Below are 25409 nucleotides of genomic sequence, written 5' to 3' on the forward strand. Positions count from 1 at the left end.
CGGTCCGGGGTCAACGGGCTGGGCCGTCTTCCACCCGTCCCGCTTCGGTTTCACGTCGGTGATTAGCAAAATTCTAGGGCTGATTTCGGGTTGGGACGGCGTCTCGGATCAGGCGGTCGTATAGGAGGGTCATCAGGTGCTCCCCCCGGTGGTTGTACCGGAACTCGTACTCGGCCAAGTACAGGGGGAAGTTCCCCGGCTCGACCCCGTGGACGTGCCGGTACAGCCGCTTGGCGAAGCTCCAGAACCCCTCGATCCCGTTGATGTGGGCGGCCCCGATCCCGAACGTTTCCTGGTGGTCGATCGGAACATGCTTCCCATGCCTCTTCAGGTCCTGGTAGCTGGCGAACTCATCGGTGTAGAACACCGACCCCTTGACCGTGGCAGCCTCGATCTTGGCCATCAGGGTCTCCTTCTGGCAGTTCGGGACGGCTACCGTGTACACCCGGCCGGCCCGCTCCAGGATCCCGAAAACGGCCACTTTCCCGGCCGCCCCGCGGCCCCGCTTGCCCTTCCGCTTGCCTCCGAAGTAGGACTCGTCCAGCTCCAGGGCTCCGAGCAGGGGCCGCTTCTCCTCATCGGTCATGGCCTGGAGCGTGAGGCGGAACCGGGTGTACGCGGCGTGGGCCGTGGGGTAGCTGCACCGGACCACCCGAGCGGCGTGGTGAGCCGTGGTGCTGAAGGCGAACGCCCGGAGCAGCTCCCACTCGGTCTTCCGCCGATGGTAGCTCCACTTAGCCCGGCACCCCGGGCATTGCCGCTGGCGGGCCGAACTCCGGTGGGTGGCGTGGTGGCACCACCAGCAGAGGTGGCCGAGCAGGTGCCGTTCGTACTCGTCGAGGGTCATGGCAACAGCCTACCTGTTGCCCTAGAATTTTGCTAATCACCTTCACGTCAGCGGTCCATTGCCCGGTGGACGTTCTTCACCGTCGGTTCGCCATTGCCGCCGGGGGCCTTGGTCCCCAGCCCGCGCCACAATCTTCAATCGCGCGCGTCCACAAGTACGTTGATAGTGCTTTCGTGGCACCCTCTATCAAATACCTCCGGAGTACCCGATTTCAAATCCTAGCGCCGTGCTACACGGATCTTGAACAGACAATAGAGTCGCTGCACAATAGTGGCCGGGTGCGTAGGTTTGGTGTATGAGCCACACGAGTCGGTTGAGGCGAATGCCGGACACGTTCCGTCAACTGACCGGGATTACCCCCGATGCGTTCGACCAACTGTTGGCCGAACTCGAACCGCGTTACCCGCAGGCCGACGCCAAGCGGAAGAAGCGGCCCTCTCGTCAGCGGAAGCCGGGTGCGGGGCGCAAGTTCGCGCGCCCGTTGAGCGACCGATTGCTGATGCTGTTGATGTACTACCGGACCTACACCACCCACGCCTTCCTCGGGTTCTTGTTCGGCATCGACGACCGTTCCGTGTGCCGCAACATCAACCCGCTCCAACCGCTGTTGGCCGGGATCTTCCGGATCCCGGAACGCCGCATCGAACGGGAGCCCGACGAGATCCGCGAGCTTTTCTTCGACGCCACCGAGCGGGCCATTCCCCGGCCCACTCGGCGGCAGAAGCGGTTCGACTCGGGGAAGAACAAGCGGCACACGCTCAAGCACCAAGTGGTGGTCGTGCGCAAGCGCAAGAGCTCCGGGCGGGGCGGCCAACGGCGCCGGGTGCGGATCGCCGCCGTGTCGAAGGCGTTCCCGGGCAAGACGCATGACAAGAAGGTGTACGACGCGACCGCCGTGGTGTGCCCGGACGGGGTGCGGCGCACGGGCGACACGGCGTACCTGGGAACCGGGCTGTGTACCCCGCGCCGGCGACCGCCGAAGGGTCCGCTGACGGCCCGGCAGAAGGCCGGGAACCGGCGCGTGTCGCGCCGTCGGATCGTGGTCGAGCACGGGATCGGGAAGATGAAGGTGTGGCGCATCGCGGCCGAGCGGTACCGGAACCCGCGCCGCCGGCACACCCTCATCATCAAGAACGTCGCCGGACTCCACAACCTCATGTACGCACGAGGTCGAACACCCGGGGCAGCGCATCGACTTGAACCGATCAGCCGCTATTGTGCAGCGACTCTATTAGAATGGACCGTCCGGTGTTTAGAAGGAGCTGCGCCGGGAGTCGGACCAGCGGCAGCAACGACGGATCGAGTACCAGCAGTTCTGACCCTGTACCCGAAAGCACTCGAAAACGGACTCAGTCAATTACGCCCGCCAGCCTAACTTTTTCCTGTTTTTTCTGCTACGCGAAATCGCCCTTGCCGCGCCTCGACATTCGGCTCTCGCCGCAAGGAACAGCTCGGAATCGTCGGTTTTTTCAGCATCTTCGGGCGGTCCGGTTGCATCGATCCCGTTTGTAAACTTTGATTTAGTGTGGAAGCGCGGTCGAAACTTTTCCGCAACGGTCGAGAGAAATCGATCACCCGAGCGGTAGAAGCTGTATCGGCTCTCCATTCGGACCCGTGCGCGGCGCGCGGTCCCGGTTCGAGTTGATCGCGGTTCGTGCCCGCACTCCGCACGGACCCATCGGCTCGAAACGTGGCTCGCGTGCCGCGCGCATCCGACATCGCCCCGGTCGCCGCGCGCCCTTGTGGACGCTCCCGGCGCCGCGCAGATCGTTTGCGGAGCTTCGCCACCTATGGGTTCTTCCCGCCGGCTCGTCATTGTCGCACAGGACCAGCGCCTCGCCTCCGTGGTGCAAAGCCACCTGTACCGGGCCATCCAAGTTACGGCCCCGATCGTTCGCTACGAAGACGTCCCGAACCTGCTCACGCCCGAAACGGACGGCGATCTGCTCCTGCTCGCCTCCGACCCGGCCGACGCATCGGCCGTCGAAACGGTCGTGCGCGAAACGAAGGTCCAGCACCTCCCGGCCGGGCTGTCCGTTCTCGAAACCGACGCGGTCCGCGCGAGCGGCAAGCTCGACCCGCTAAACCCGTACATCGCCGAGCGGTTCGCGTGGCCGCACCACCCGCGCGAGCTGACCGCCTGGGCGCACCGCGCGCTCGCAGCCGGTACCCCGTTCGCCGACCCCGCCACCGAGAGCGCCGCCGAGACGATCCGCCGGCGCCTCATCAACCACACGCCCTCGCTGACCGCGATGGTCGAGCAACTGTGCATCGCCTCCGCGCACGACGTCACGGTGCTCATCGAGGGCGAGACCGGCACGGGCAAGACGTTTCTCGCGAAGCTCGTTCACGACTGCTCCGCGCGCCGCGCGAACCGGTTCCTCGTGGTGTCGTGCGGCACGCTCTCGGGCAACCTGATCGCCAGCGAGTTCTTCGGCCACGCGAAGGGGGCGTTCACGAGCGCCGACGCGGTGAAGGTCGGCAAGTTCGCCGCGGCCGGCGAGGGGACGATCCTGCTCGACGAGATCGACACCCTCGGGTTAGAGCACCAGGCGAACCTGCTGCGGGTGATCGAAACCGGCGAGTTCGAGCCCGTGGGCAGCAACGAAACGCACGTGTGTCGGGCGCGCATTGTGGCCGCGACGAACTGGAACCTCGCGGACGCGGTCGAGCGCGGGACGTTCCGCCGCGACTTGTACTACCGGCTCCACGTGCTCAGCTTCCACCTGCCGGCCCTGCGCCACCGCCCGGAGGACATCGGCCCGCTCGTGCGCGGGATGGTCGCAAAGTACGGCACGAAGTACAGCAAGCGACTGTTCAGCGTGTGCCCGGAGGCGCTCCGCGCCCTGGAAGCGTTCCCCTGGCCGGGCAACATCCGCCAACTGGAGAACGTCGTTCAGCAAGCGGTGCTCACGAGCGCGGGGAGCGAACTGAAGGTCCACCACCTGCCGCCGCAAGTGCTGAGCCGTACCGACGCACCGACTGTAATGATGCCCCTGCCGACCGGGTTCGACGGCACTCTGAAGCAGACGCGCGAGGCGACCGAGCGCGCGAACATCCTGCGAGCCCTGGAAAAGGCCAACCAGAGCCGCACGCGGGCCGCACAGATGCTCGGCGTGAGCCGTGTGACGCTCTACAAAAAGATGCGCGCGTACAACCTTTTGAAGAAAGACGCCCCGATCACTTACCCGTTCGATGAATTCAACCAGCGCGCCGGCAACGCTTAGGAGTTTATTCTGACGCGATTGACCCAGTTAGCGAAATCTCTTGAAATGGCCATGATTTGTAACCATCCTGAGAAAGAGGTTACGCGGGTGAGCAATTAGATCAGATGACCTGAAGCGTCCCGCGTGTCACACCGAGTTGATTCAACACGCGGAGCTGGCGCCAGGTTTCGTGCCCGTCGTCGCGCCCGGCGATCACGCGAGCGTAGCGCTCCAGAAGTGAGACGACTTGCGCGGGCGTTTCGCGCAGCAGATCGACGCGGAACGTGCGCAGTCCCAACTCGCGCATGCGCCCCACGTACTCGGCCGCGCTCTGGGCCACGCTGTTGAACACGGTGTTGCGGCACCCGGTATCGGGCAGCACCGGGAAGTTGGCGCCGACGCGGTCCCGGAGTTCGACCTTGTGGACCTCGCACGGGCGCCCGCAATCGCGGTGGTCCTTGCCCGTGCTGAGGAACGCCGCGAACACGCAGTGCTCCATGTGGAACATGGGCATGTGCTGGTGAACTACCGGCTCGAACCAGTCCGCGTGCGCGCGCCGAACCATTGACGCGAACTGATCCCAGTTGAGATCGTAACTCGGTACGAGGCGCTCGAAACCCGCACTCATCAAGACACCAGCGGTGAGTTCGTTCGCCACGTTGAGGCTGAAGTCACCGATGAGCCGCGCGTTCGGCAATTGCTCCCGGAAGTAACTGATCGACGCGAGGTTCCGCACGAGGACGATGTCGGGTTCCGCGCGAGCGACGAGCGCCTGAAAACCGTCCTCACCGGGCTTCCACACGCGCACCGGGGCCAATCCGATCGGCACGCCTGCGGCCCGCGCCTTCGCGACCGCGTCCTTGTAGCGCCGCAGATCCTCAAAGTCTGCGTAGATCGCGGACGGCTTCGGAAGGCCGTCATTCGGGGACCACGAAAGCACCGCGTCGAGCTGTTCGAGGTTGCGAACGAGGACGGTGAGACGGGTAGGTTTTGTCTGCAACCCCTCCCCAACCCCTCCCCTAAACGGAGAGGGGCTTAAAACCACCGCAGATTGTTTCGTGCCTGCTGCATTTGGTTCTGTTCCCCCTTCCTTCTTAGGGAAGGGGGTTAGGGGGTTAGGTTCTTTCCCTCCCTTCCCTTCAGGGAGGGGGGACGGGGGGGTAGGTCTCCCCACCTCCCGTCGCAGTTCACTCAACGCATTACCGTTCGCGATCACGTGCTTGCGCGCGTCGATTCGCTGTTCTGCCAGTGCGCCCGCGGCCTGGCGCCGGAGGTCATTCAGCACACTGCGAGGGACCATTACGCCCGCGGGAAGTTCGACCGCGACGGTACCCAACTCGAACGGCGTGTCACCGAGTCGAGCGAGTTGATCCCGTATTTCGGCCTCGGACGTGGGTTGTTTGCGCGCCAGTTCGAGCGGTCCGCTCCACGACGCGCTCACCTCGCGCTCGCCGTCGGAAAGTGATAGCATCAGCGCGCCGCCGATCGCACCGGACACGCGCCCGGTGATCGGAACGCGCCTCGCGAGCTTGTCCTGCGAGTAGCTTTGTTCGAGGCGCTTGCGCAGCGCGGGATCGTCCGTCTTGTAAACGTCGCAGCCCACGGGAACCTGTGAGAAATCAATCGCGCCGTCTTCAAAGTAAAGTTCGACCACGGAGCGCAGCACGATCGCCCGCCACACCCGGCCGCCCGGTTCTTGCTCCTGCGGCTTCCCGATGTCGAACAGCACGCCGTCGCCAGCTTTCACCAGATCGTCGAATGCCTCGCACAACTCGATCCGCACACCGCTCTTGGCGAACCCCGACACTCTCCCGATGCGCACCCCGCGACTCTTCGGGAACCGGCCGCGAACCAACATCTGGTGGTTCACGCCTTCGAGGAACCCCGGTGTCAGGCCGCGACTGAACGTCTGCGCGAGATCGAGTTGTTCGCGCCGCGGAAGCGCGAAGTCGTGGTGCGTGAGCTTCGCGTCGATGGCTTTGCGGTAGGTCTGCGTGGTCGAGGCCACGTAGGGACCGCCCTTCAGTCGGCCCTCGATCTTGAAGGAAATCACCCCCGCTTCGATGAGCGGATCGATGAGATCGAAGGCCGCGAGGTCTTGCGGGCTGAGCAGGTACGCGCGGTCGCCGAGTTCGCGTTTCGTGCCGTCCACGATCATCTCGTAGGGCAACCGGCACGCCTGCGCGCACTGCCCGCGGTTCGCGCTACGCCCGCCGAGCGCCTCGCTCGTGAGGCACTGTCCGCTGTACGCGACGCACAGCGCCCCGTGAACGAACACCTCCACCGGAGTGGACGTGTTCGCGGTGACTTTCCGAATGTCACTCAGGGACAGTTCGCGTGCCAGAACGACCCGCTCGACCCCGAGGTTCGTGACGAACTCGATGCCCCGCGGTTCGGTCAGCGTCATCTGCGTGGAGCCGTGGACCGGGAGCGTCGGCGCGATGCGCTTGATGAGCCGCACGAGCCCGAGATCCTGAACGATGACCGCGTCCGTACCGGCCGCCGCGACGGACTTCACGAACTCCGCGACCGCTTCCAGTTCGTCCGAAAATATCAGCGTGTTGAGCGTGACGAACCCGCGCACGTTGCGCGCGTGCAGGAACGTCATCACGTCCGGGAGTTCGGACAGCTCGAAATTGGTGGCACGGGCGCGCGCGTTGAAGTTCGACAGGCCGAAGTAGACCGCGTCGGCGCCGTTCGCGACCGCGGCGCGCATGGCCTCCCAGTCACCGGCGGGCGCAAGGAGTTCGGGCTTGGTGTGCAATGAAGACATGAGGGAATTGTAGCAGACCCGATTTCGCGCGGTCCGCCTTCCCTCGCAGAGTGCGCGGACCGCGCCAAAATCACCGCCAGGCGTCGTAAGCGACGACGGCGAAATTGTGGACGAAGTGCAGGATCATCGCGAGCGTTAGTCCGCCGTACACGCGGGCGTAACCCAGGAACGCACCAACCAGAAACAGGTACGGCATCCCCAAAATGTTCCCCAAGTGCGCGCCCGCGAACGCCGCCGCCGTGATCCACACGGCCAAATGCACGTTCATCGATTTCCGCAGCACGCCCAAAGTCATCTGTCGGAAGAAAAGCTCTTCCACAATGGCCGGTTGCACGCAGATCAGCAGAACGGTGGCCAGCGTCATCTTCATCCGCTCCGGCTCAACCACGCCGAGCGGTTTGAGCAGCTCGCGCAGGACGGTGAAGAACAGGAGGTTCAGGCACAGGAGCGCAAACAGCACCGGTACGGACGTGACCCAGGCGAGCGCCATTGTTCCGTCGGGCACTTTTTGGCGCGAGCGCGACCACACGAGCGCGAGTGACCCGAGCGTGAGCAGCGTGCTCGCGACCTCGACGAACGCTTGAGCTTCTTGAATTTCGTCCGGTGTGCTCGCCCCGCGCACGGCAACAATGACCGCGCACATGATGAGCGTGCCGAGCAGCGCGGCGTAAGCGAGCACCACGATCACGATCGGCGGGATCAGGTACGGTCTGCGCACCGGGATCGCGTGTTGGGGCGCGTCCGTGTGCCAGTCGTCTTCGGGGTCGTCGTCGATCGACAGAACGGGTTCCGGTTCGCGGCGCGGGGGCTCACCGTCGGTCCAGGTGTTGCACCACGGGCACCGGCCCGCGATCGGGGCCGCGGTCTCCCCGCACCGCCAGCACCACTGCGTCGCGACCGGATACACGACGGGCACCGCGTCCGGGTCGTAATCGAGTTCCGGTTCCGCCGCGCCCCAATCGCCCGCGCGGGGGCGCAGCGCATCGGTGTCGGTGGGTTGGTTGTATTCGTCGGGTGGCATATTGAAGGCGACAGTTTGAGCGTTACGCCCAGCGGGGCGTGAAGAAATTGTAGCAGAGGGGTCGTGGGGATACGCAACAGTTATCGCGCGGCAATGTGTCACTTTTCTGAAACTCGCGCCCGGAACGAGAAGTACCTCCGGACGAAGCTACCCCGGAGATTTGGCATGATGCGCTTCACACTGCCGGCACTCGCCCTCGTGTTCGCTGCGAGTTCGGCGCGGGCCGCGGACCCGCTCGATTGCGTTCCCGCTTCGGCGCAACTCGTACTCGCCGCGGACCACCCGCGCAAACTCGCGGAGGCCGTCACCGGGCTGGAAGCCTTTCAAAAGGCTCAGAAGCTCCCGCAATACCGTAGCGTTTACGAATCTGCTGCGGCCAAACGCGCGTTCCAATTGCTCGCGATGTTCGAGAAGGAACTCGGGGCGAAGTGGCCCGAACTGCTCGACCAGCTCGCGGGCGACGGTATCGCGATCGGCGTCCAGTTCGCAAACGATCCCGCACCGACTATTTTCGTTTTGCAGGGGAAAGACGAAGCGCAAGTCAAGAAGGCGATGGACCTCGCGCTCAAAACGGTCGAAGAGGAACTCGCCCGACAGGGAGCGAAGGACGGCATCAAGCGGTTCAACATTGCAGGACAAGACACGATCAAAGTTGGTGACCTGTTTGTGGCTCGCGCCGGTGCAACGGTGCTGATTTCCAACAACGAGACAATGCTGAAAGCGGGAGTAATACTCGCGACCACTGCCCGCGCCAAGTCGCCCGGGCACACGTCCCGCAAGGACACGTTCAAGCTCCTCTCCAAAGACCCGCTCGCGTGGCTGTGGCTCGATTTCGCGTCCGTGAAGCAGTCCAAAGCAACGAAAGATTTCTTCGACGCGACCCGGCGGGACTTCCTGCAAACACTCGTCGTCGGTGGGAGTATCGACTGCTTGAAACGCGCGGACTTCGTCGCGGCCGGGCTGTACAAGGAGCAGACGGGGTTTCGGCTCTCGGTGCGCGTTCCGGCCGGGCGCAGCGAGTTCCCGCCCGAGTACCAGCTTCACGTTCCGCCGAAGGGCGAACCCGGGTCGCTCCCGCTCCTGGAACCGCCGGGCACGCTGTACACGCATAGCCTCCACCTCGATATCGGCTTCCTCTGGAAGAACCGCACGAAGTTGCTCGGGGACGAGATCCGCGGGCAGTTGGAGAAGGCCGAAAAGGACGTGTCGAAGGTACTGCCCGGAAGCACGCGGGTGGGCGAGCTACTCGAAATGTGGGGACCGTACCACCGGATCGTGGTCGCGAACCACGACGCCCCTCCCTACAAGAAACAACCCGGCCAGCGGTTCCCGGCGTTCGGCTACGTCGCGACCGGACGCGACCCGAAGTTCGTGAAATCCATCGACCCGATCTTGCGCTTGGCCGCGATCCTCGCGAGCCTGCAATTCGATCTGAAGATGACGGAGCACAAACACGAGGACGTCGCGATCGTCGCGTATCGGTTCCCGGAGAACAAGGAGCGCCCGGACGACCCGGACGGCGTTCGCTTTAACTTCGAGCCGTGTTTCGCCGTCGTCGGCAACGAACTGGTCGTCGCGACCACCGTCGAACTGTGCAAGAAGCTCATCACGGAACTGAAGCCCCCGCAGAAGGCAAAACCGAGTGCCGCGGTGGTTCGCGGCGCGTTCTCCACGAAAGCGGCGTCCGACGCGCTGGCCACGCTCCCGGACCCGTTCATCACGGACGCGGTACTCGCACGCGGCATCGGTCTGGAAGACGCCCGTAAGGAGGTCGCGAGCCTGGTCGCGTGGGTGAAGTCACTCGGCACCGTGCGCGGGGAACTCGATATCACCGAGACGGAGTACAAGCTCGATCTGGTGTGGGATCTGGCGCCGCGCAAGTAAACGACCGCTCGCCCGGACCAGTAGCCGCACCGTTCGCTCACGAGGCTCACATGCTCGATTCCAAAAACGCCTGGCAACCGTACACCCCGAGCGCCGAGAACCCGTGGGACCGGAAGAAGGTCGGGCACCTCTACCGGCGCTCGGGGTTCGGCGCGACGGAACGCGAACTCGACGCCGGGGTGAAGGACGGGCACGCCAAGGCGCTCGATCGCGTGCTCGCGGGCGAGGCGGAAACCGAAGACTTCACCCGCACGTCCGCGTTCATGGCGTCGGAGCGGAGCATGCCGCCGGGCGCACCGCAAGGGCGGCTCTCGGCGTGGTGGCTCGATCGGATGCTGAAGACGCGACACCCGCTACGCGAGAAACTGACGCTGTTCTGGCACAACCACTTCGCCACGAGCAACGCGAAGGTACAGAACGCGCGATTCATGCTCGCGCAGTACCGCCTGATCCAAGAGCACGCGCTTGGCAGTTTCCGCACGCTCCTCACGCAGATGGGCGCGGACCCGGCGATGCTCGTGTGGCTCGATACGAACACCAGCACGAAGGCCGCGCCCAACGAGAACTACGCCCGCGAGGTGATGGAACTTTTCTCGCTCGGCGTCGGCAATTACACCGAAACCGACATCCGTCAGGCGGCGCGCGCGTTCACGGGGTACGAGATCAAAGAAGGTAAGGGCACGCTGAACCGGCGCCAGCACGACGCCAGCGAGAAGGACGTGTTCGGCAAGAAGGGGAAGTTTACCGGGGAGGACATCGCGGGATTGTGTCTCGATCACGAAGCGTGCCCACGGTTCATCGTTCGCAAGCTCTACAAGTTCCTCGTTAGCGATGCCGACACGCCCGGCGCGGACCTCATCGACCCGCTCGCGGAGCAGTACCGCAAGTCCGGCTTCGATACCGGCAAGCTCGTTTCGACCATCCTCCGCTCGAATCTGTTTTTCAGCCCCGTCGCGTACCGCGCGAAGATCAAATCGCCGGTGGAGTTCGCAATCGGGAGCGTTCGGGCGCTTGAAGGTGTGGTCGGCACGCTCCCGCTCGCGGAGGTGCTCGACGGCTTGGGACAGGTACTGTTCGCGCCGCCATCGGTGAAGGGTTGGGACGGCGGAGAAGCGTGGTTGAACGCGCAAACACTCCTCGGCCGGAACAATCTCGCGCTCGCGATCACCGCGACCGACAGCGCCCGCTTCGGCACGCGCTGCGACCCGGCCGTGCTCGTGGCGAAACACGGCGCCAAGACCGACGCACAGTTGATCGATTTCCTCCTGGGCCTGTTCCTTCAGAACGACGTATCCGACGAGGCCCGTACCAAACTGCTCGATTACCTGAAGGCCACGAAAGACGTGAAGTACCCCGCGTACTGGTCCGAGGACGACATCGCGAACCACCGCACGCGGGCCGTCACGCACCTGGTCCTGACGTTGCCGGAATATCAACTGAATTAAGACCACCCGTAAGGCGGTGGGCGCGGTGAACCCCGCCCGCAAGGGCGGTGGGTACTGGTGCCACCCGATCGAAGACAACAGTCTAATGAGTTGACGAAAACCCACCGCCCTTGCGGGCGGGGTTCGCCAGGAGTTCCCCATGACCACGCGACGCGACTTCCTCAAGACCTCCTCGCTGATCGGGTTCGGCTCCACGGTGCCGGCGTTCCTGGGGCACACGGCGCGTTCGGCCCCGCTCGCCGACAAAGCGGGGGCCAAAGACACCGTGCTCGTCGTCGTGCAGCTCACGGGCGGTAACGACGGGCTGAACACCGTTGTGCCCTTCACGAATGCAGACTACTACAAGCTCAGACCGACCATCGCCATCGCGAAGGATCAGGTCAAGAAGCTCACCGACGACGTCGGCTTTCACCCCGCGATGACCACGCTCGCGAAGCTCTACACCGACGACAGCGCGGTGTGCGTGGTGCAGGGGGTGGGCTATCCGAACCCGAGTCAGTCGCACTTCCGCAGTATGGACGTGTGGCACGCGGCCAGCGCCGCGGAGGCGCTCACCACCGGGTGGCTCGGTCAGTCGCTCAAGAAGCGCCCGGTGCCCGCGTTCCACCTCGCGGGCGGGAACGAACCGGCACCGCTCGCGCTCACCGGCGCGCCCGTTCGTGTGCCGAGCATCACCTCGCTCGATGATTTCAAACTCAAGACGGTTTCTGTGACGGGGGCCGACGCCACCGCGCAGAAGAACGTGATTACATCGGCTGCAACGGTTGCGGGGGGAAGCTCGGGGACATCACTTCTAGACTTTGTGGCGCGCACGCAGATGAGCACCTACGCGAGCAGTGAGAAACTCGCCAGCATCGGCAAGAACTACGCGCCGAAGGTGCCGTACCCGACTTCGGCACTGGGCAACAAGCTGAAGCTCGCCGCACAGCTCATCGACGCGGACATCGGGGCGCGACTCTTCTACGTCTCGATCGACGGGTTCGACACGCACGCGGGCCAAGGCGGGACCACCGGCGCGCACGCGAACCTGCTCACGCAGGCATCGGACGCGATCTCCGCGTTCTACCGCGACCTGGCCGGGCGCGGGCACAAGGATCGGTTGTGCGTCATGACGTTCTCCGAGTTCGGCCGGCGCGCCTACGAGAACGGCAGCAAGGGTACCGACCACGGCGCCGGGGCGCCGATGATCCTGGTGGGCGGTGGGGTCAAGGCCGGTGTCGTCGGTGAGCACCCGAGCCTCAAAGGGCTAAAGGAGGGGAACCTGGTTCACGGCACCGATTTCCGACGGGTATACGCGGCCGTACTCGACAAGTGGCTCGGAATCGACCCCAAGCCCGTTCTGGGCGACGGGTTCAAGCCGGCCGAAGTGTTCGCGAAGTGACGGGGGAAGTACATCAACGCGGCGAAGCCCCGGTGTTGTGCCGGGGCTTTTGTCTTGCTGTCTCGTCGCGCAGCAACTTGTCCGCAGTGCGCGTCCCGGGTAGGCTGCAATCACCTCTTGAGGGACCACCATGTTCCGTCGCGCGGTTGCTGCGTTCGTCGTGTTACTTTTTGCGGGTTACGTTAGCGCCCAATCCGGCCCGCAGTTGCTCACGGTGTTCCCGCCCGGTGCAAAGGCCGGCGACACGGTGGAGGTCACGTTCTCGGGCACCGGGTTCGACGGCAACGAGAAGCTACTCTTCAGTGCGAAAGGGTTCACGGCCGAGCGAGTTGGTGCGGCCCCCACGCCCGCGCCCAAACAGCCGCAACCCAATCAGCCCACGGCCGCGGTGAGGTTCAAAGTCACCGCTCCGAAGGACGCGAGCGGCATGTACGACGTCCGCGTCGTGAGCAAGAGCGGGCTGAGCAACCCGCGCGCGTTCGTTGTGAGTGGTACGACGGACATGGTCGAGGTGGAACCGAATAACGACGTGAGTCAGGCCCAGAAGATCGAAATCGAGACGACGGTGAACGGCGTCATTAGTGCGCCGACCGATGTCGATTACACCGCGTTCAAGGCGAAAGCGGGGCAGAATATCGTCGTGTACTGCCTGACAACGAGCATCGATAGCAAGATGCAGGCGGATCTGATGGTGAGCGGGCCGGACGGCAGGCCGCTCGCCTCGAACCGCGGGTACCGCGGTGGCGACGCGGTTCTCGACTTCAAGGCACCGACCGATGGGGAATATCTCGTTCGCGTGTCGCAGTTCGCGTACACCACCGGCGGCCCGGACCACTTCTACCGGTTGACGGTGACCGCCGGCGGGTGGGTCGACGCGCTGGTCCCGCCGCTCGAAACCGACGCGGTCATGCCGTTTACCCGAACCGGGCCGGCAGACAAGATCGACACCAAGGGGCGCGACCTCGGAGGCAAACTGCTATCGAGCCGGCTCACCTCCCCGACCGCGGCCATGATCGACGCCGTCGATCACCCGCGTTCCGCACCCGGTGGGAACCTGCTCCTCGCGCCCCAAACGCCGGTCGTTCTTGATAACGAGAAAAACGGCACGGCGACCGACGCGCAAGAGGTGAAGGCGCCGTGTGACATCGCGGGGCACATCACGAAGAAGAACGAGCGGCACTGGTACAGTTTCGCGGCGAAGAAAGGGGAGGTGTGGACGCTCGAAGTGTTCGCGGAGCGCATCGGGTCGCCGGTCGATGCGTACTTCCTCCTCACCGATGCCAGGGGTAAGGTAATTACCGAACAGGACGACGGTGCGGACACCCTCAGCCCGAACCAGTTCTACACCAAGGGCGACGACCCCGCCCGCTACCGCTTCAACGTGCCCGCGGACGGCACATATAGGGTGATGGTGTCCACGCGCGAGGCCGGCGTGCAGTTCGGGGTGCGCGACCAGTACGTCCTGCGCATCGCGAAGGAGAGGCCCGACTTCCGGATCGCGGTGATGCCGTTCTCGACGCACCTTCCGGACGCCGGCACGCTCACGAAGGGCGGCGGCGCGGTGTTCGCGGTGTTCGTGTTCCGCTTCGACGGCTTTAACGACGCGATCGAGCTGAGCGCGGGTGCGCTCCCCAAAGGGGTGAAGTGCCCGAAGCAAGTGATCGGCCCGGGGCAAACTCGGGGTACGCTCGCGCTAACGTGCGAGAAGGACGCGGACGAGTGGGAGGGGTTCATCACGATTCACGCCACGAGCGGCGCGCGCGCCTACACCGCTCGACCGTTCACCGTAACGTGGCCCGCGACTGGGCTGCAACCGAACCAGGTTCCGAACACCCCGATGATTTCTCGCATGGACCGCGGCGAAGGGCTCGCGCTCGCGGTTCGCGGGGAGGCACCGTTCACTCTTACACCGGTCGAATCGCAGGTGTCCCCAAAGGGCGGTAAAATCGAAGTAACGCTGAAGGTGAACCGCGACGCCAAGTTCAAGGACGCGATCCAGATCTTCGCGGCCACGCCGAATTTCGGTCCGCGCCAACAGGGGAACCAGCCGCTCCCGGCGGTCGGCACCGCACAGCCCGCGAGTACCGAAATTAAAATCAGTGTAGACGTGCCGCCCGCCCTGCTCCCGGGCACGCACACGCTGGTACTTCGCGGGCAGAGCGCAGCGCCCCAACCGAAGCAACCGGGTAACGTCGTGCCGCGCGCGGCCCCGACCTACGCGGCGGTACCTATCACGATAGTCGTGGAGGGTGCGCCGAAGAAGAAGTGACCCGGCCGCGTGTAAAATCAGAAGTCGCGGGTGTAACCGGCCGTCCACCCGCCGTCCACGGTGAGGATGTGACCGTTCATGTAGCTGTTCTCCGGGTCCGCGAGGAACAGCGCCGCGACCGCGATCTCGTCCACGGTGCCGGGACGCCCGAGCGGGACGTGGTCGAGCATCCGCTGAACGGACTCCTTGAACAACCCGTCGTCGCCGTAGAAGAGTTTCCGCGTGCCCTCGGTGAGCGTCGAACCGGGGGCGATTCCGTTCACCAGAACTCCGTGCGACCCCAATTCCAGGGCCATTGCGCGTGTGAGGTTCACCACGCCCGCCTTCGCCGCAACGAACGCGCACTGCAACCGCAACGGCACCAGCCCCGCGATGGACGCGATGTTGATAATGCGCCCGCGCTTGTGCTCGCGCATCACCGCCGCGGCCGCTTTGCTCATCTCGTAAAGACCGGTCAGATCCACCGCGAGAATGCGGTCCCACTCCTCGCGCGGGAACGAGTCGATGGTGACGCGATGCGCCATCGTGTTCACGCCCGCGTTGTTCACGAGGACGTCGAGCCGCCCGCACTCGGCTGTGATCTGCTGAACCACCGACGCGATCTCGGCGGGCTTCGTGACATCGAGTTTGAGCGCGTGCCCGTTGGGTGTCGCTGAGGCAGCGGCTTGTGCTTCGGCGAGCACGAGATCGGTGTAATAGACCACGCTGCCGTTGCGCGCGAGTCGGTCCGCGATGCCCTGCCCGATGCCGCGCGCCGATCCGGTCACGAGGCTCACCGTCCCGTTCAGGTCACACTTCATCGATTCGTCCTCAACTCGATACCCACGGGGCCGGGTTCTCGACGCACTGCGCGAGTGCTTGCAGGAAACGAGCGGCCGGAGCGCCGTCGACGATTCGGTGGTCGAACGTGAGGCTCAGCACGAGCAGATCGCGCCCGACGACGCGGTCGCCGTCCATCACCGGCCGGCGCTCGATGCGCCCCATACCGAGAATCGCGCACTCCGGCGCGTTGATGATCGGCGTGAACGCATCGATCCCGAACGCACCGAGGTTCGTGATCGTGAAGCACCCGCCCTGCATGTCGCGGGTGGAAAGATTGCCGCGCCGGGTGCGGTCGATCAACTGGCTCGTTTGCTCCGCGAGTTGCCGCAATCCGAGCGCCGGGACGTTACGAACGACCGGCACGAGTAAGCCCGATTCGGTATCCACAGCGACGCCGATGTCGATGCTCGTGGCGGGCACGATTCCCGCGCCCGCCCATTGTGACGCGAGCGCGGGGTGCTTCTGAAGCGCGAGCGCGGCGAACTTCAGAAGAAAATCGGTGTACGACGGGACTCGCTCGCTCCCGGCCGCTTTGAACTGTTCGCGGAGGTTCACGAGGTTGGTCGCGTCCACTTGCGCGGTCAGCGTGACGGGGGCCGTCGTCTGCCGGCTCTCCATCATCTTGGCCGCAATCGCCCGGCGCGTGCCGGTCAGCGGGATCGTGTCCCCCGAGGGGGTAGGAGGGGGAGCAACTGCGGCGATGTCGCGTTCGCGCACGCGGCCGTTACGCCCGGTTCCGCGCACACGCGACACATCCGCCCCAAGTCGTGCAGCGAGTCTGCGTGCGCGGGGTGTGATTGCTGTTAGTGCGGGGACGGCTTCGGTGTGACCTGCCTGTGGAATGAGTGGTTGGGCAAGTTCGCTCACTGCGGGCGGATTCTCAATAACCTCTGCAGGCGGCGGTGCCTGTTCGATTTCGCCGTTCGTGGGCGAGGCTCCCGTTGGAGGGGCTTCACCAGTTTGCAGCAAGTAGCCGATCACGGCACCGACCGGGAGCCGGTCGCCCATCTTCGGGCCGGTCGCGGGGATGTGAAGGGTGCCCACATCAAGGCTCTCGATGTCCTCGGTGGCTTTTTCGCCTTCGAGACGAAACACCGCGTCGCCGGACTTCACGGCGTCGCCGTCGGCCTTGAGCCACTCGACGAAGACGCCCTCTTCCATGTTCCAGCCGAGGCGCGGGATCGAAACGGGAATCGGCATGAGTTTACTCGGCAAGTAGGTCGCGAATCGCGCGCGCGATGGCGTCCGCGTTCGGTACCACCGCGGCTTCGAGCGGCGGGCTGTAGGGGGTGGGGGTGTGCAGACCGTTCAGGCGCTTGATCGGGGCGTCGAGTTCGTCGAAGAACCGATCCGCGATCTGTGCGGCGATCTCCGCGCCGATCCCGTACAGCCCGAACGCCTCGTCCACGATGAGCAGCCGACCGGTCTTCGCGACCGATGCGCCGATGGTCTCCGTATCGAGTGGCGCGACCGTTCGCGGATCGATCAACTCGACCGAAATTCCTTCGCGGCCGAGATCGGCGATCACGTCGAATACCTTGCGAACCATTCGACCGATCGCGACCACGGTGACGTCGGTCCCTGTATTCACCACCGCGGCTTGGCCAAATGGGATCTCGTAAGGCGCTTCCGGTACCGGCCCGGTAAGCGACAGAATTTCGCGCGGTTCGAGGAACATCACCGGGTCGTCGCAGCGGAGCGCGTGGTGCAGCAGTCCCTTCGCGTCGTAGGGCGTGGATGGGATCACCACGTGCAGACCGGGGAAGTGCGCGTACATCGGGTAGTAGTTGCCCGAGTGGTGCGTTGCGGCGGAGTGACCGATGCCGATGCAGCCGCGCAGCAGGATCGGCATTTTGAGCCGCCCGCTACTCATGTACTGCATCTTCGCGATCTGGTTCACGATCTCGCCCACACCATCGAGCACGAAGTCGGCGAACATGAAGTCAATGACCGGCCGCGTGCCGGTCATGGCCGCTCCGCCCCCCAGCCCGACGAACCCGCGCTCGCAAATGGGCGTGTCGCGCAGGCGCTCCGGGCCGAACTTGTCGTACAACCCCGCGGTCGTCTTGAAGTTCCCGCCCCGAACGCCGATGCCCTCCCCCAGAACGAAGATCGCAGGGTTCGCCGCCATTTCCGCCCCGAGTGCTTCGAGCGTGGCTTGCGAATAGCTAATATCGCGCCCCGAATCCGCGGGTGGAGGTGGGGCCGGTCTGCGTGCTTCGGCGTATATGTGCGTGGTGGCCGTTGCGGGGTCGGGCCACGCACTCGCTTCGGCCTCGCGCTGAGCGGCTTCGATCTCACGCTGAACTTCGGCATCAATGGCATCGAGGGGCGCGAGATTCGCCGAGAACGCTTTGCGGAGTCGATCAATAGGGCACTTGGTCTTCCAGTTCTCCACGTCCTCGCGGGTGCGATAGGTGTAGTCGCCCATGCCCTCCGCGTGCGGGCGGGTGCGGTAGGTCTTGCACTCGAACAGCGTCGGCCCACCGCCACTCCGCGCCCGCGCGACTGCTTCCCCCGCGGCCGCGCGAATCGCGACAACGTCGTTGCCGTCGAGTTCGATCCCGGGCATACCGTAGGTCGCGCCGCGTGCGGCCACGCTCGGGTTCCCCGCGGCGTAGGCGAACGGCACTTCCGTCGCGAACTGGTTGTTCTCGCACACGAACAGGACGGGCAGTTTCCAGATGGCGGCGAGGTTCAGCCCCTCGTGGAACGCCGCGTTGTTCACCGCACCGTCGCCGAAGAACGCGACCGCGACGTGGTCCTGTTTCAGTAACCGGAAGCTGTACCCGGCGCCGGTCGCTTGCAGGATGCACGGGCCAACGATCCCGCTCGTGCCCATCATGCCCACTTCGGGCGAGAACAGGTGCATGCTCCCGCCGCGCCCCTGCGAGCACCCCGTCGCGCGCCCGTACAGTTCGGCGATGAGCTGCACCGGCGGTACGCCCTTCGCGAGCGCGTGCCCGTGCCCGCGGTGCGTACTGAACACCACGTCCTCGCGCCGCAAGTGCGAGCACACGCCGACCGCGATCGCCTCCTGGCCGACGTAAGTGTGGCACGCGCCGTGAACCAAACCGCGCTGGTGAGATTTCGCCAGTTGCTCTTCGCACCGGCGGATGAGGAGCATTTGCCGGTAGAGCCGGAGCAGTTCCTCGGTGGGGCGCTGCGTCTGCGGGTCAGTCATTCGGTTCCTCCACGGGCGGCGCGACCCGTACCAGTGCCACGAACACCGCGCCGAGGACAAAGCACACCGTTACGAACGCCATCGAAGCCTGATCGCCGAACCCCGCGTCCCTCAGCGCGCCTAGGAGGGGCGAGCCGATCGCGCCGGCAATGTTTCCACACATATTGATGACGCCGATCGCCACCGCCGCGGCCGACGAGGTCAGCGTGAGCGTCGGAAGCACCCAGAAGGGCGTGAACCAGAACATCGAGAAGAACCCGGCCAGACATAGCCACGCGAATACCGCGCCCCAGGGCTGCCCCGGAACAAGGGCAAGCGCGAACGTCACCCCCGCGCCGATCTGCCCCGTCACGCAGTGCCACTTGCGGTCGCCGGTGCGGTCGGAGGACCAACCCGATACCAGCACCGCGACGAACCCGCACAGGTACACGCACCCGGTCCAGTTCAGCACGTTGGTCGCGCCCGACCCGCGCCCCGTCGCCGCGAGCAACCCCTCGACCATCGTCGCGAGCCAGAAGACGAACACGTATCCGGCGATGTTCGTGGCGAGGATCGCCAGCGCCAGCAGCCACACGTTCCGCATCCGGAGCGCCTGCTTGAGCGAAACGGTCCCGGTCCCGCTGGCCGCTTCGCGCTCCGATTCCAGCGTGTTTTCGAGCCAATCGCGCTCTTCCGGCGTGAGCCACTTCGCGTTCCGCGGGCGGTCCGTGAGCAGGAAGGGTACCACCGCCCCCAGGAGCACGGCCGGCGCGCCCTCGATCAGGAACACCCACTGCCAGCCCTTGATGTCGAACCAGTTCTGTTCGAGCAGCACCGCGGACACGCGCGCCCCGAGCGCGAGGCTGAGCGGCACGCCCAGCAGCATCACGGACATCGCCCGCGCGCGGTCCTTCCGCGGGAACCAGTGGGTGAAGTAGACGATCACGCCCGGGAAGAATCCGGCCTCCGCGAGGCCCAATAAAAAGCGGACGGCGTAGAACTGCGCGGGCGTTTCGACCAGCGCCATCGCCATCGAGCAGAAGCCCCACGAGACGAGGATGCGCGCAAACCATTTTCGCGCGCTCCAGTGTTCCACGAGCAGCGCGCCGGGGATTTCGAGGAACAGGTACCCGATGAAGAACAGCGCGACGCCGGCACCGAACACGGTCTCGGACAGTCCGAGATCGTCCTTCATCTTGAGTTTGGCGAAGCCGACGTTGGCGCGGTCGAGGTACGCGATGATGTAGAGCAGGAACAGCAGCGGCAGGATGCGCCACGCGACCTTGTACCGGGCGCTGCGCGCGACCGCGTCGGGGGCGTCGGGGGTGAGTTCGGGAGAGGGCATCGGCACGGTGATCCGGGGAGGTGTCGCAGCGTACCACGACCCGCGCCCGACCGCACGCGGAAAAATCGCCCCTTTTTGCCGCGGGTCGAATTAGAGAGCCGAGGGCGTTCTTAAGTTGCGCGCGGGTGGCACGAGGGCCTATTGCTTCTTCGGTTGCGTCACCATCTCGCGCGAGGCACGGAACAGGGTCGCGCCCGCGAACCCGAACGGGCGCTGCCGCGCCTCAACCATCCGTCTCCACGGTCTGGTCGAATTGCCCGGCCTTCAGGTCTTCGGTGCGGATGTACCAGAACAGCTCGTGACCATCTCCCCAGCCCCACCCCAAGTCGCGGTCCGACTTGAAGGAGATCAGTTGCTCCCACTCGGGACCGGGGATCGGGTCGCAGTCGATGTGCCGGGGGCGGGCGTACCCGAACAGCACGTGGGCGACGGCCCGTTGAGCCCACAGCAGGCTCCAATACCGGTTTAAAACCTCCCAACGATCGGCCGCGGCCTCGTCCGGTAGACCGATCCGTTCTTCCCACGGCTCCATCGCTTGGGGCAGATCGAGCGACTCGCGGAGGGTGAATGTCGCGGCCGGACCGGGGCGCCCCAGATCCTCGTCCAGATCGTCCGGCGGGTCCAGCCGTTCCAAATCTCCCCCCGGTGGGGTAAAGATGACACGCGGGCCGCCGTGTTGGTCCTCCGGTGCGTTTTGGTAAGTGAAGAACGAGAGCAAACCGGCTGCGGGAAGTGGCCGGCCACCGGTGGTCGGGTGCAGATCGGCCAGGTCGAACTGGGCGAAGAATTTGAGCGGACCGCGGTCCGACCGGGGCCATTCCGCCCCTCGTGGCAGTGCCGGCCGCCCGCCGAGTTTCGAGCAGCCCGGTGGGAACAGCGTCTCGTCGACCAGCGTTACATCGTTCAATTCGAGGACGGGGCGCGCGAGTGCCAGCAGCCGGTCGCGGTACGGTTCGAGGTCGAACTCCCGGACCCGCTCGACGAGCCGGAGGCCGACCATCTCGCACCACCCGGCCAACAGGCCGTCGGTGGCCGGCAACGGGTGACCGTCCTGCACGGCCCGGACGAACTCCCGAAGGACCGGTCCCCGGGGGTCGTTGTGCTCTTCCAGCCAGTCCGCGTACACCAACTTGGCTGTATGGTCGGCCAGGTTCGCCACCACCGCCGCCAGTATCTCGCTCTCGCCCGGCAGCACCGCCGCCGGGTCGGGCACAATCGCGTGTTTCCGCATTACTTCCTCTGGTCTGACTCACACCCAGTATCCGCCTTACCCCGGTCGACCGCCAGGCACTCCTCGGCTACTGCCACTGAGACGCCGGACCCGAGGTTCGGTGCCCGCATCCGGACGTCGCCGGTGGCGCGGTGGCACTCGCTTTTCCGCCGAGTTCCACTTCGTCCGTGGTCGCGCAAGGCGGGCCGCAGCCCACCACGAGTGCCAGGAGTCGGCGAACGGCCGACTCACGCCGACCGTTCGCCGGTACCAGATTGCGCCTATTCTTCCGCCATCGGGATGAACGTTGTGGGTCGGCGGCTCGGCGCTAGGGTCGAGCCGTGCGGCATCGGCGCGACCGACACAGTGGCGACGGCCACGTCCACCGGTGCTCGTGTGAGCGGAGTTGCTCCCGTCCGATCCCGCAGTTACGGCTTCTTCGGTTGCGTCACCATCTCGCGCGAGACGCGGAGCAGGATCGGGTCCGCGAACCCGACGGGGGCGCCGTCCAGGTCCAGGTCCAGGTACTCGGCGGCCAGCGTCGACCGGTCGAATTTGAGCAAGATGAATCGTTTGAGTTCAGGAGTGACCGGGCCGGGGCCATAGGCCGCACCGTCTTTGGGCACGTCCGCTTTCCGCATGGCCTGTTCGATGTCGTCGGGGATCGGGATCAGTGGGTACCGTTTACCCTTTTCGTCTTTCAGGGTGATTTGCTGCGGTTTGGACCAACCCGTGAGCTGGAGCGGCTTATCCTTGTTGCGGTTCCGAACCACCACCATGAGCGAGAGGTGCGCCGGGTCCGCGCTGTCGGACGCTAGAACCGAGACCGTGACGTCGTCCCGGACGACGCGCCACCACTGGGCCAGCAGTCGATTCGGGTACCCGCGTCCCTCACCGTTCTCCTCGCCGGGCCGAATCGATCCTGGGGCTTTGTCCGCCCCACTGTCTTGTGGCGGGGGTGGTTGAACGGGTGGCCGCGGGGCGGGGTCGGTGTCTTTGGGTTTCTTCCCGCACCCCAGCGCGCCCAGGGCGACCAACAGTACGATCGAGCGCAACATTCGCGGAACCTCTTGTAATGGGTGGGAGAGGTTCGGGGCCATTATTGCCCCTTCGATCGGTATGTCAACACGGCGTTGGTTACGCACGCCACGCCGCCACGCCCACGGCGATCGTGGCCATCGTCTCGCCCGAGATGCGGAACCGAACGGGTTCGCGAACCCGACCGGGGTGCTTTTCCGGTTCAAGTAGAGGCCCCGCAGCGCGGGATCGAACCACCGGAACGCGACCCGGGCGCGGGCGATTATCACGAAGCGACACAGGCGCGAGACCTCGGTCCCACGGGTTCCACGCTCGGTGCAGCGCACCGCCTCATGTTCCACGACCTCGCGGCCGAGTTTCTGCACGCCTTCTTGGTCCGCCAAAAGCGCGTGCGCGAGAACAAGACCGATGCCGTGAAACAGGACCACCCCTACAGGGACCAATACCTTCCTGAAAGATCAGGGGCACCGTTCCGTGTCTTGGGCACTCATCTCGACATCAGCGCCCACAAATTGACGAGGCCCGCGCACAGAGCGAGGGTAACGTACACCTTCATCGGCGTCGGCATTTCTTCCCAGGTTCGGGGTTTCCCGCGACCGTACTTCCACCGTTGGGCATCAAAATCGTGCGGGAACAGAATGCCACCCAGCCCCAGAACAGCAGCGAATGGGAAAAGAATTGCGGGCACAAAACGGACTTCGTTACCCCGTAGCGCCTGGTGCCGGAGCCACATCGTTCCAAAAGCACCGGCCCCCACCATAAGTAATGCGATGAGCCGCTGGCTCAAAGGAGATTCGATGAACGCGTTTCCCGGCGGCTCGAATTCTTTGGATACTGGTGGTGCTTGAAAGAACTCTTGGGCGCGCCGTGCAGCGAACAAAAACTGCCTCACCACCAAAACAAAAAACGTAACGATAAGGACCAGGAACGCGCCCACGATCAGAACGGTCTTTATTTCCCACATGATTACTTCCCGGCCCAAACCTGGCACAACTCCAGTACGACCTTCACCGCAGACTCCATCTCTTCGAGGCACGTCCATTCGAGTGGGGAGTGCGGGTTGTGTTCCCCGGTTGAGATGTTGGGCGTCGGTAGCCCCTTTTCCGTGAGTTGCGATCCGTCGGTGCCGCCGCGGATGATCTTGAACTTCGGCTCCAGCCCCGCGCGCCGCGTGGCTTCTTCCGCGAACTTCACCGCGTTCGGCATCTTCGCGATCCCGTCGCGCATGTTGCGGTACTGCTTCCGCGTTTCGACCTGCACTTTCGCTTGCGGGTACTCGCGCTCGACCTGACGCGCGATCTCGCGCAGGAGGTCCGCTTGCACCGCGAGCTGCGCGGTGTCGAAGTCGCGGAGCAGGAACCCGATTTTCACCTGGCCTGTTCCGCCCTCGATCGTCAGCGGGTGCAGGAACCCGTTGCGCCCGTCAGTCGTTTCGGGACTCATCGTGCGCTGCGGAAGGCGGTCGATGAACATCGCGGCGAGCCGCACCGCGTTCACCATGCGCCCCTTTCCGATGGACGGATGAATGTTGATGCCGGTGATCGTGACCGTTGCGGCATCGGCGGAGAACGTTTCGTCCTCGATCTCGCCCGACGCCATTCCGTCGAGCGTGTACGCGACCACCGCCCCGATCTGGGCCGGCTCTAAGTGCTTGACGCCGAAGCCGATCTCCTCGTCGCACGTGAAAACGATCCGGACCGGGCCGTGTGGGATCTGCGGGTTCGCCATCAGGACGCGGGCGGCTTCCATGATGACCGCAACCCCGGCCTTATCATCGGCGCCGAGTAGCGTCGTGCCATCCGTCGTGATGATCGTCTTCCCGATCAGGCCGTTCAGTTCCGGGTTCTCGGTAACGCGGATCACCTTCGTGGGGTCTTTCGGCAGCGTGATGTCGCCGCCCCGATACCCGCGAATCACCTGCGGGTCCACGTCCTTGCCCGAGTTCTCGGGGTTGGTGTCGACGTGCGCGTTGAACGCGATGGTGGGCGCGCCGGGGACGTTACCCGGCACGGTGGCGAACACGAGACCGTGTTCGTTCTGGACCGCGTCCGTAATCCCGAGTGCGAGCAGTTCGTCGCGGAGCATCGCGCCGAGCACGAGTTGGCCCGGCGAACTCGGATAGGTGGTGGATTTCTCGTCCGCTTTGGTGTCGATGCGAACGTACCGCAGGAACCGTTCGAGGAGCGTGTGCGTGTCAATGGCCATAAGAGTTTCCACCGCAGAGAATGCAGAGCGCGCGGATAAGAACAAAGGCTTTATTTACTCGCCGACTTTCTCGGTGCCCTCTGCGTTCTCTGCGGTGAATCGGTTTTCGTGTTCTTCTTCCGCTTGCGCTTCTCCGCGAGCCCCTTCACGCCGATTTTCGGACACAGGTCCGCGATCACGCATTGTTCGCACCGCGGCTTGCGCGATAGGCACACTTTGCGGCCGTGCATGATGAGCCGGCCGCTGAAGTGCAGCCATTCTGATTGCGGCACGATTTCCGCGAGCGCGAGTTCGACCTTTACGGGATCGCGGTGGCGCGTCAGCCCGAGCCGGCGCGAGAGCCGCCCGACGTGCGTGTCCACGGTGACACCGGGCGTCTCGAATGCGTGCCCGAGGATCACGTTCGCGGTCTTGCGCCCGACCCCGGGGAGCGTCACGAGGTCGTCCAGGTTCGTGGGCACCTCGCCGCCGAAGCGCAGCACCATCTCCACGCAGCACGCACGAATGTTCTTGGCCTTGTTCTTGTAAAACCCCGACGGCTTGACGAGTTGTTCTAGTTCCTTGATGTCACATTCCGCGAGTTCGCGTGCGCTCGGGAACCGTGCGAAAAGTGCGGGCGTGAGTTGGTTCACGCGCTTGTCGGTGCATTGGGCCGAGAGAATGACTGCAACAAGCAACTGGAACGGGTTCTCGTAATTCAGCCCCTCGAACTCCGGGTACAGCGGAGCGAGTCGGTCGTTGATCGGCACGACGCGATCGCGTGCGGGCGGGAGCTTCGGCACGGAAGTGAGGTCGTCCAT

General features: G+C 64.9%; 18 protein-coding genes. 6 read left to right on the plus strand and 12 right to left on the minus strand.

Annotation, left to right across the window (positions count from 1 at the left end; genetic code table 11):
• Nucleotides 1-73 precede the first annotated feature (73 nt).
• Complete coding sequence (locus VT84_RS03095; protein ID WP_082838461.1) at nucleotides 74-847, minus strand: IS1595 family transposase; 774 nt, start codon at nucleotides 845-847, stop codon at nucleotides 74-76.
• Nucleotides 848-1169: 322 nt separating this feature from the next.
• On the opposite strand from VT84_RS03095, the gene VT84_RS03100 reads away from it, so the two are divergent.
• Together VT84_RS03100 and VT84_RS03105 are read left to right on the plus strand one after the other, a co-directional pair.
• Nucleotides 1170-2222, plus strand: a complete 1053-nt coding sequence (locus VT84_RS03100; RefSeq protein ID WP_239465654.1) for a transposase family protein — start codon at nucleotides 1170-1172, stop codon at nucleotides 2220-2222.
• Between the two features lie 415 nt (nucleotides 2223-2637).
• The gene (locus VT84_RS03105; RefSeq protein ID WP_052553503.1) at nucleotides 2638-4074 is read left to right on the plus strand and encodes a sigma-54 interaction domain-containing protein; all 1437 of its coding nucleotides are present in this window, start codon (nucleotides 2638-2640) and stop codon (nucleotides 4072-4074) included.
• A gap of 100 nt (nucleotides 4075-4174) precedes the next feature.
• On the opposite strand, the gene VT84_RS40445 is transcribed toward VT84_RS03105, so the two are convergent.
• Nucleotides 4175-6826 (minus strand): U32 family peptidase, encoded by a 2652-nt coding sequence (locus VT84_RS40445; RefSeq protein ID WP_082838462.1) that lies wholly within the window; start codon nucleotides 6824-6826, stop codon nucleotides 4175-4177.
• A gap of 70 nt (nucleotides 6827-6896) precedes the next feature.
• Nucleotides 6897-7847: a CPBP family intramembrane glutamic endopeptidase gene (locus VT84_RS03115; protein ID WP_082838463.1), complete on the minus strand. Its 951-nt coding sequence runs from the start codon at nucleotides 7845-7847 to the stop codon at nucleotides 6897-6899.
• A gap of 165 nt (nucleotides 7848-8012) precedes the next feature.
• Here VT84_RS03115 and VT84_RS03120 point away from each other — a divergent pair, with 165 nt between their 5' ends.
• From VT84_RS03120 to VT84_RS03135, 4 genes are all read left to right on the plus strand, one after another.
• Nucleotides 8013-9731 carry a hypothetical protein gene (locus VT84_RS03120; RefSeq protein WP_082838464.1) on the plus strand — a complete coding sequence of 573 codons (1719 nt, stop codon included), beginning with the start codon at nucleotides 8013-8015 and terminating at the stop codon, nucleotides 9729-9731.
• Nucleotides 9732-9781: 50 nt separating this feature from the next.
• A complete protein-coding gene (locus VT84_RS03125) occupies nucleotides 9782-11176 on the plus strand; it encodes a DUF1800 domain-containing protein (RefSeq protein ID WP_082838465.1) in 1395 nt (464 codons plus the stop codon).
• Nucleotides 11177-11315: 139 nt separating this feature from the next.
• The gene (locus VT84_RS03130) at nucleotides 11316-12557 is read left to right on the plus strand and encodes a DUF1501 domain-containing protein (RefSeq protein ID WP_052553453.1); all 1242 of its coding nucleotides are present in this window, start codon (nucleotides 11316-11318) and stop codon (nucleotides 12555-12557) included.
• 130 nt (nucleotides 12558-12687) lie between these two features.
• On the plus strand, nucleotides 12688-14826 hold the full coding sequence (locus tag VT84_RS03135) for a PPC domain-containing protein (RefSeq protein WP_082838466.1): 2139 nt from the start codon (nucleotides 12688-12690) through the stop codon (nucleotides 14824-14826).
• Between the two features lie 17 nt (nucleotides 14827-14843).
• Here VT84_RS03135 and VT84_RS03140 read toward each other — a convergent pair whose 3' ends face one another.
• The 9 genes from VT84_RS03140 to nth all read right to left on the minus strand — a co-directional run bounded on the left by VT84_RS03140 (nucleotide 14844) and on the right by nth (nucleotide 25409).
• The gene (locus VT84_RS03140) at nucleotides 14844-15626 is read right to left on the minus strand and encodes an SDR family NAD(P)-dependent oxidoreductase (protein ID WP_052553450.1); all 783 of its coding nucleotides are present in this window, start codon (nucleotides 15624-15626) and stop codon (nucleotides 14844-14846) included.
• A 10-nt stretch (nucleotides 15627-15636) separates the two neighbouring features.
• Entirely contained in the window at nucleotides 15637-16848 is a 1212-nt protein-coding gene (locus tag VT84_RS03145) for a dihydrolipoamide acetyltransferase family protein (RefSeq protein ID WP_052553449.1), read from the minus strand.
• Nucleotides 16849-16852: 4 nt separating this feature from the next.
• Nucleotides 16853-18832: a pyruvate dehydrogenase complex E1 component subunit beta gene (locus VT84_RS03150; RefSeq protein ID WP_082838467.1), complete on the minus strand. Its 1980-nt coding sequence runs from the start codon at nucleotides 18830-18832 to the stop codon at nucleotides 16853-16855.
• A complete protein-coding gene (locus VT84_RS03155; RefSeq protein WP_082838468.1) occupies nucleotides 18825-20156 on the minus strand; it encodes an MFS transporter in 1332 nt (443 codons plus the stop codon). The genes VT84_RS03150 and VT84_RS03155 overlap by 8 nt, the downstream gene beginning before the upstream one ends.
• A gap of 223 nt (nucleotides 20157-20379) precedes the next feature.
• A complete protein-coding gene (locus VT84_RS03160) occupies nucleotides 20380-21387 on the minus strand; it encodes a DUF1963 domain-containing protein (protein ID WP_082838469.1) in 1008 nt (335 codons plus the stop codon).
• A gap of 407 nt (nucleotides 21388-21794) precedes the next feature.
• The gene (locus VT84_RS38010; protein WP_157469137.1) at nucleotides 21795-22424 is read right to left on the minus strand and encodes a hypothetical protein; all 630 of its coding nucleotides are present in this window, start codon (nucleotides 22422-22424) and stop codon (nucleotides 21795-21797) included.
• Nucleotides 22425-22891: 467 nt separating this feature from the next.
• The gene (locus VT84_RS03170) at nucleotides 22892-23368 is read right to left on the minus strand and encodes a hypothetical protein (protein ID WP_082838471.1); all 477 of its coding nucleotides are present in this window, start codon (nucleotides 23366-23368) and stop codon (nucleotides 22892-22894) included.
• A 2-nt stretch (nucleotides 23369-23370) separates the two neighbouring features.
• On the minus strand, nucleotides 23371-24609 hold the full coding sequence (pepT, locus tag VT84_RS03175) for a peptidase T (protein ID WP_082838472.1): 1239 nt from the start codon (nucleotides 24607-24609) through the stop codon (nucleotides 23371-23373).
• Nucleotides 24610-24659: 50 nt separating this feature from the next.
• On the minus strand, nucleotides 24660-25409 hold the full coding sequence (nth, locus tag VT84_RS03180) for an endonuclease III (RefSeq protein WP_082838473.1): 750 nt from the start codon (nucleotides 25407-25409) through the stop codon (nucleotides 24660-24662).

This window comes from Gemmata sp. SH-PL17 (assembly GCF_001610855.1).
Lineage (GTDB): Bacteria > Planctomycetota > Planctomycetia > Gemmatales > Gemmataceae > Gemmata > Gemmata massiliana.

Bases quoted from the DNA above. Each gene is read 5' to 3' on its own strand.
- VT84_RS03120 (WP_082838464.1), top strand. From the start codon at position 8,013: ATGATGCGCTTCACACTGCCGGCACTCGCCCTCGTGTTCGCTGCGAGT.
- VT84_RS03150 (WP_082838467.1), bottom strand. From the start codon at position 18,832: ATGACTGACCCGCAGACGCAGCGCCCCACCGAGGAACTGCTCCGGCTC.
- VT84_RS38010 (WP_157469137.1), bottom strand. From the start codon at position 22,424: ATGTTGCGCTCGATCGTACTGTTGGTCGCCCTGGGCGCGCTGGGGTGC.
- VT84_RS03135 (WP_082838466.1), top strand. From the start codon at position 12,688: ATGTTCCGTCGCGCGGTTGCTGCGTTCGTCGTGTTACTTTTTGCGGGT.
- VT84_RS03155 (WP_082838468.1), bottom strand. From the start codon at position 20,156: ATGCCCTCTCCCGAACTCACCCCCGACGCCCCCGACGCGGTCGCGCGC.
- VT84_RS03115 (WP_082838463.1), bottom strand. From the start codon at position 7,847: ATGCCACCCGACGAATACAACCAACCCACCGACACCGATGCGCTGCGC.
- VT84_RS03145 (WP_052553449.1), bottom strand. From the start codon at position 16,848: ATGCCGATTCCCGTTTCGATCCCGCGCCTCGGCTGGAACATGGAAGAG.
- VT84_RS03140 (WP_052553450.1), bottom strand. From the start codon at position 15,626: ATGAAGTGTGACCTGAACGGGACGGTGAGCCTCGTGACCGGATCGGCG.
- VT84_RS03100 (WP_239465654.1), top strand. From the start codon at position 1,170: ATGCCGGACACGTTCCGTCAACTGACCGGGATTACCCCCGATGCGTTC.
- VT84_RS03095 (WP_082838461.1), bottom strand. From the start codon at position 847: ATGACCCTCGACGAGTACGAACGGCACCTGCTCGGCCACCTCTGCTGG.
- pepT (WP_082838472.1), bottom strand. From the start codon at position 24,609: ATGGCCATTGACACGCACACGCTCCTCGAACGGTTCCTGCGGTACGTT.
- VT84_RS03125 (WP_082838465.1), top strand. From the start codon at position 9,782: ATGCTCGATTCCAAAAACGCCTGGCAACCGTACACCCCGAGCGCCGAG.
- VT84_RS03130 (WP_052553453.1), top strand. From the start codon at position 11,316: ATGACCACGCGACGCGACTTCCTCAAGACCTCCTCGCTGATCGGGTTC.
- VT84_RS40445 (WP_082838462.1), bottom strand. From the start codon at position 6,826: ATGTCTTCATTGCACACCAAGCCCGAACTCCTTGCGCCCGCCGGTGAC.
- VT84_RS03160 (WP_082838469.1), bottom strand. From the start codon at position 21,387: ATGCGGAAACACGCGATTGTGCCCGACCCGGCGGCGGTGCTGCCGGGC.
- VT84_RS03170 (WP_082838471.1), bottom strand. From the start codon at position 23,368: ATGTGGGAAATAAAGACCGTTCTGATCGTGGGCGCGTTCCTGGTCCTT.
- VT84_RS03105 (WP_052553503.1), top strand. From the start codon at position 2,638: ATGGGTTCTTCCCGCCGGCTCGTCATTGTCGCACAGGACCAGCGCCTC.
- nth (WP_082838473.1), bottom strand. From the start codon at position 25,409: ATGGACGACCTCACTTCCGTGCCGAAGCTCCCGCCCGCACGCGATCGC.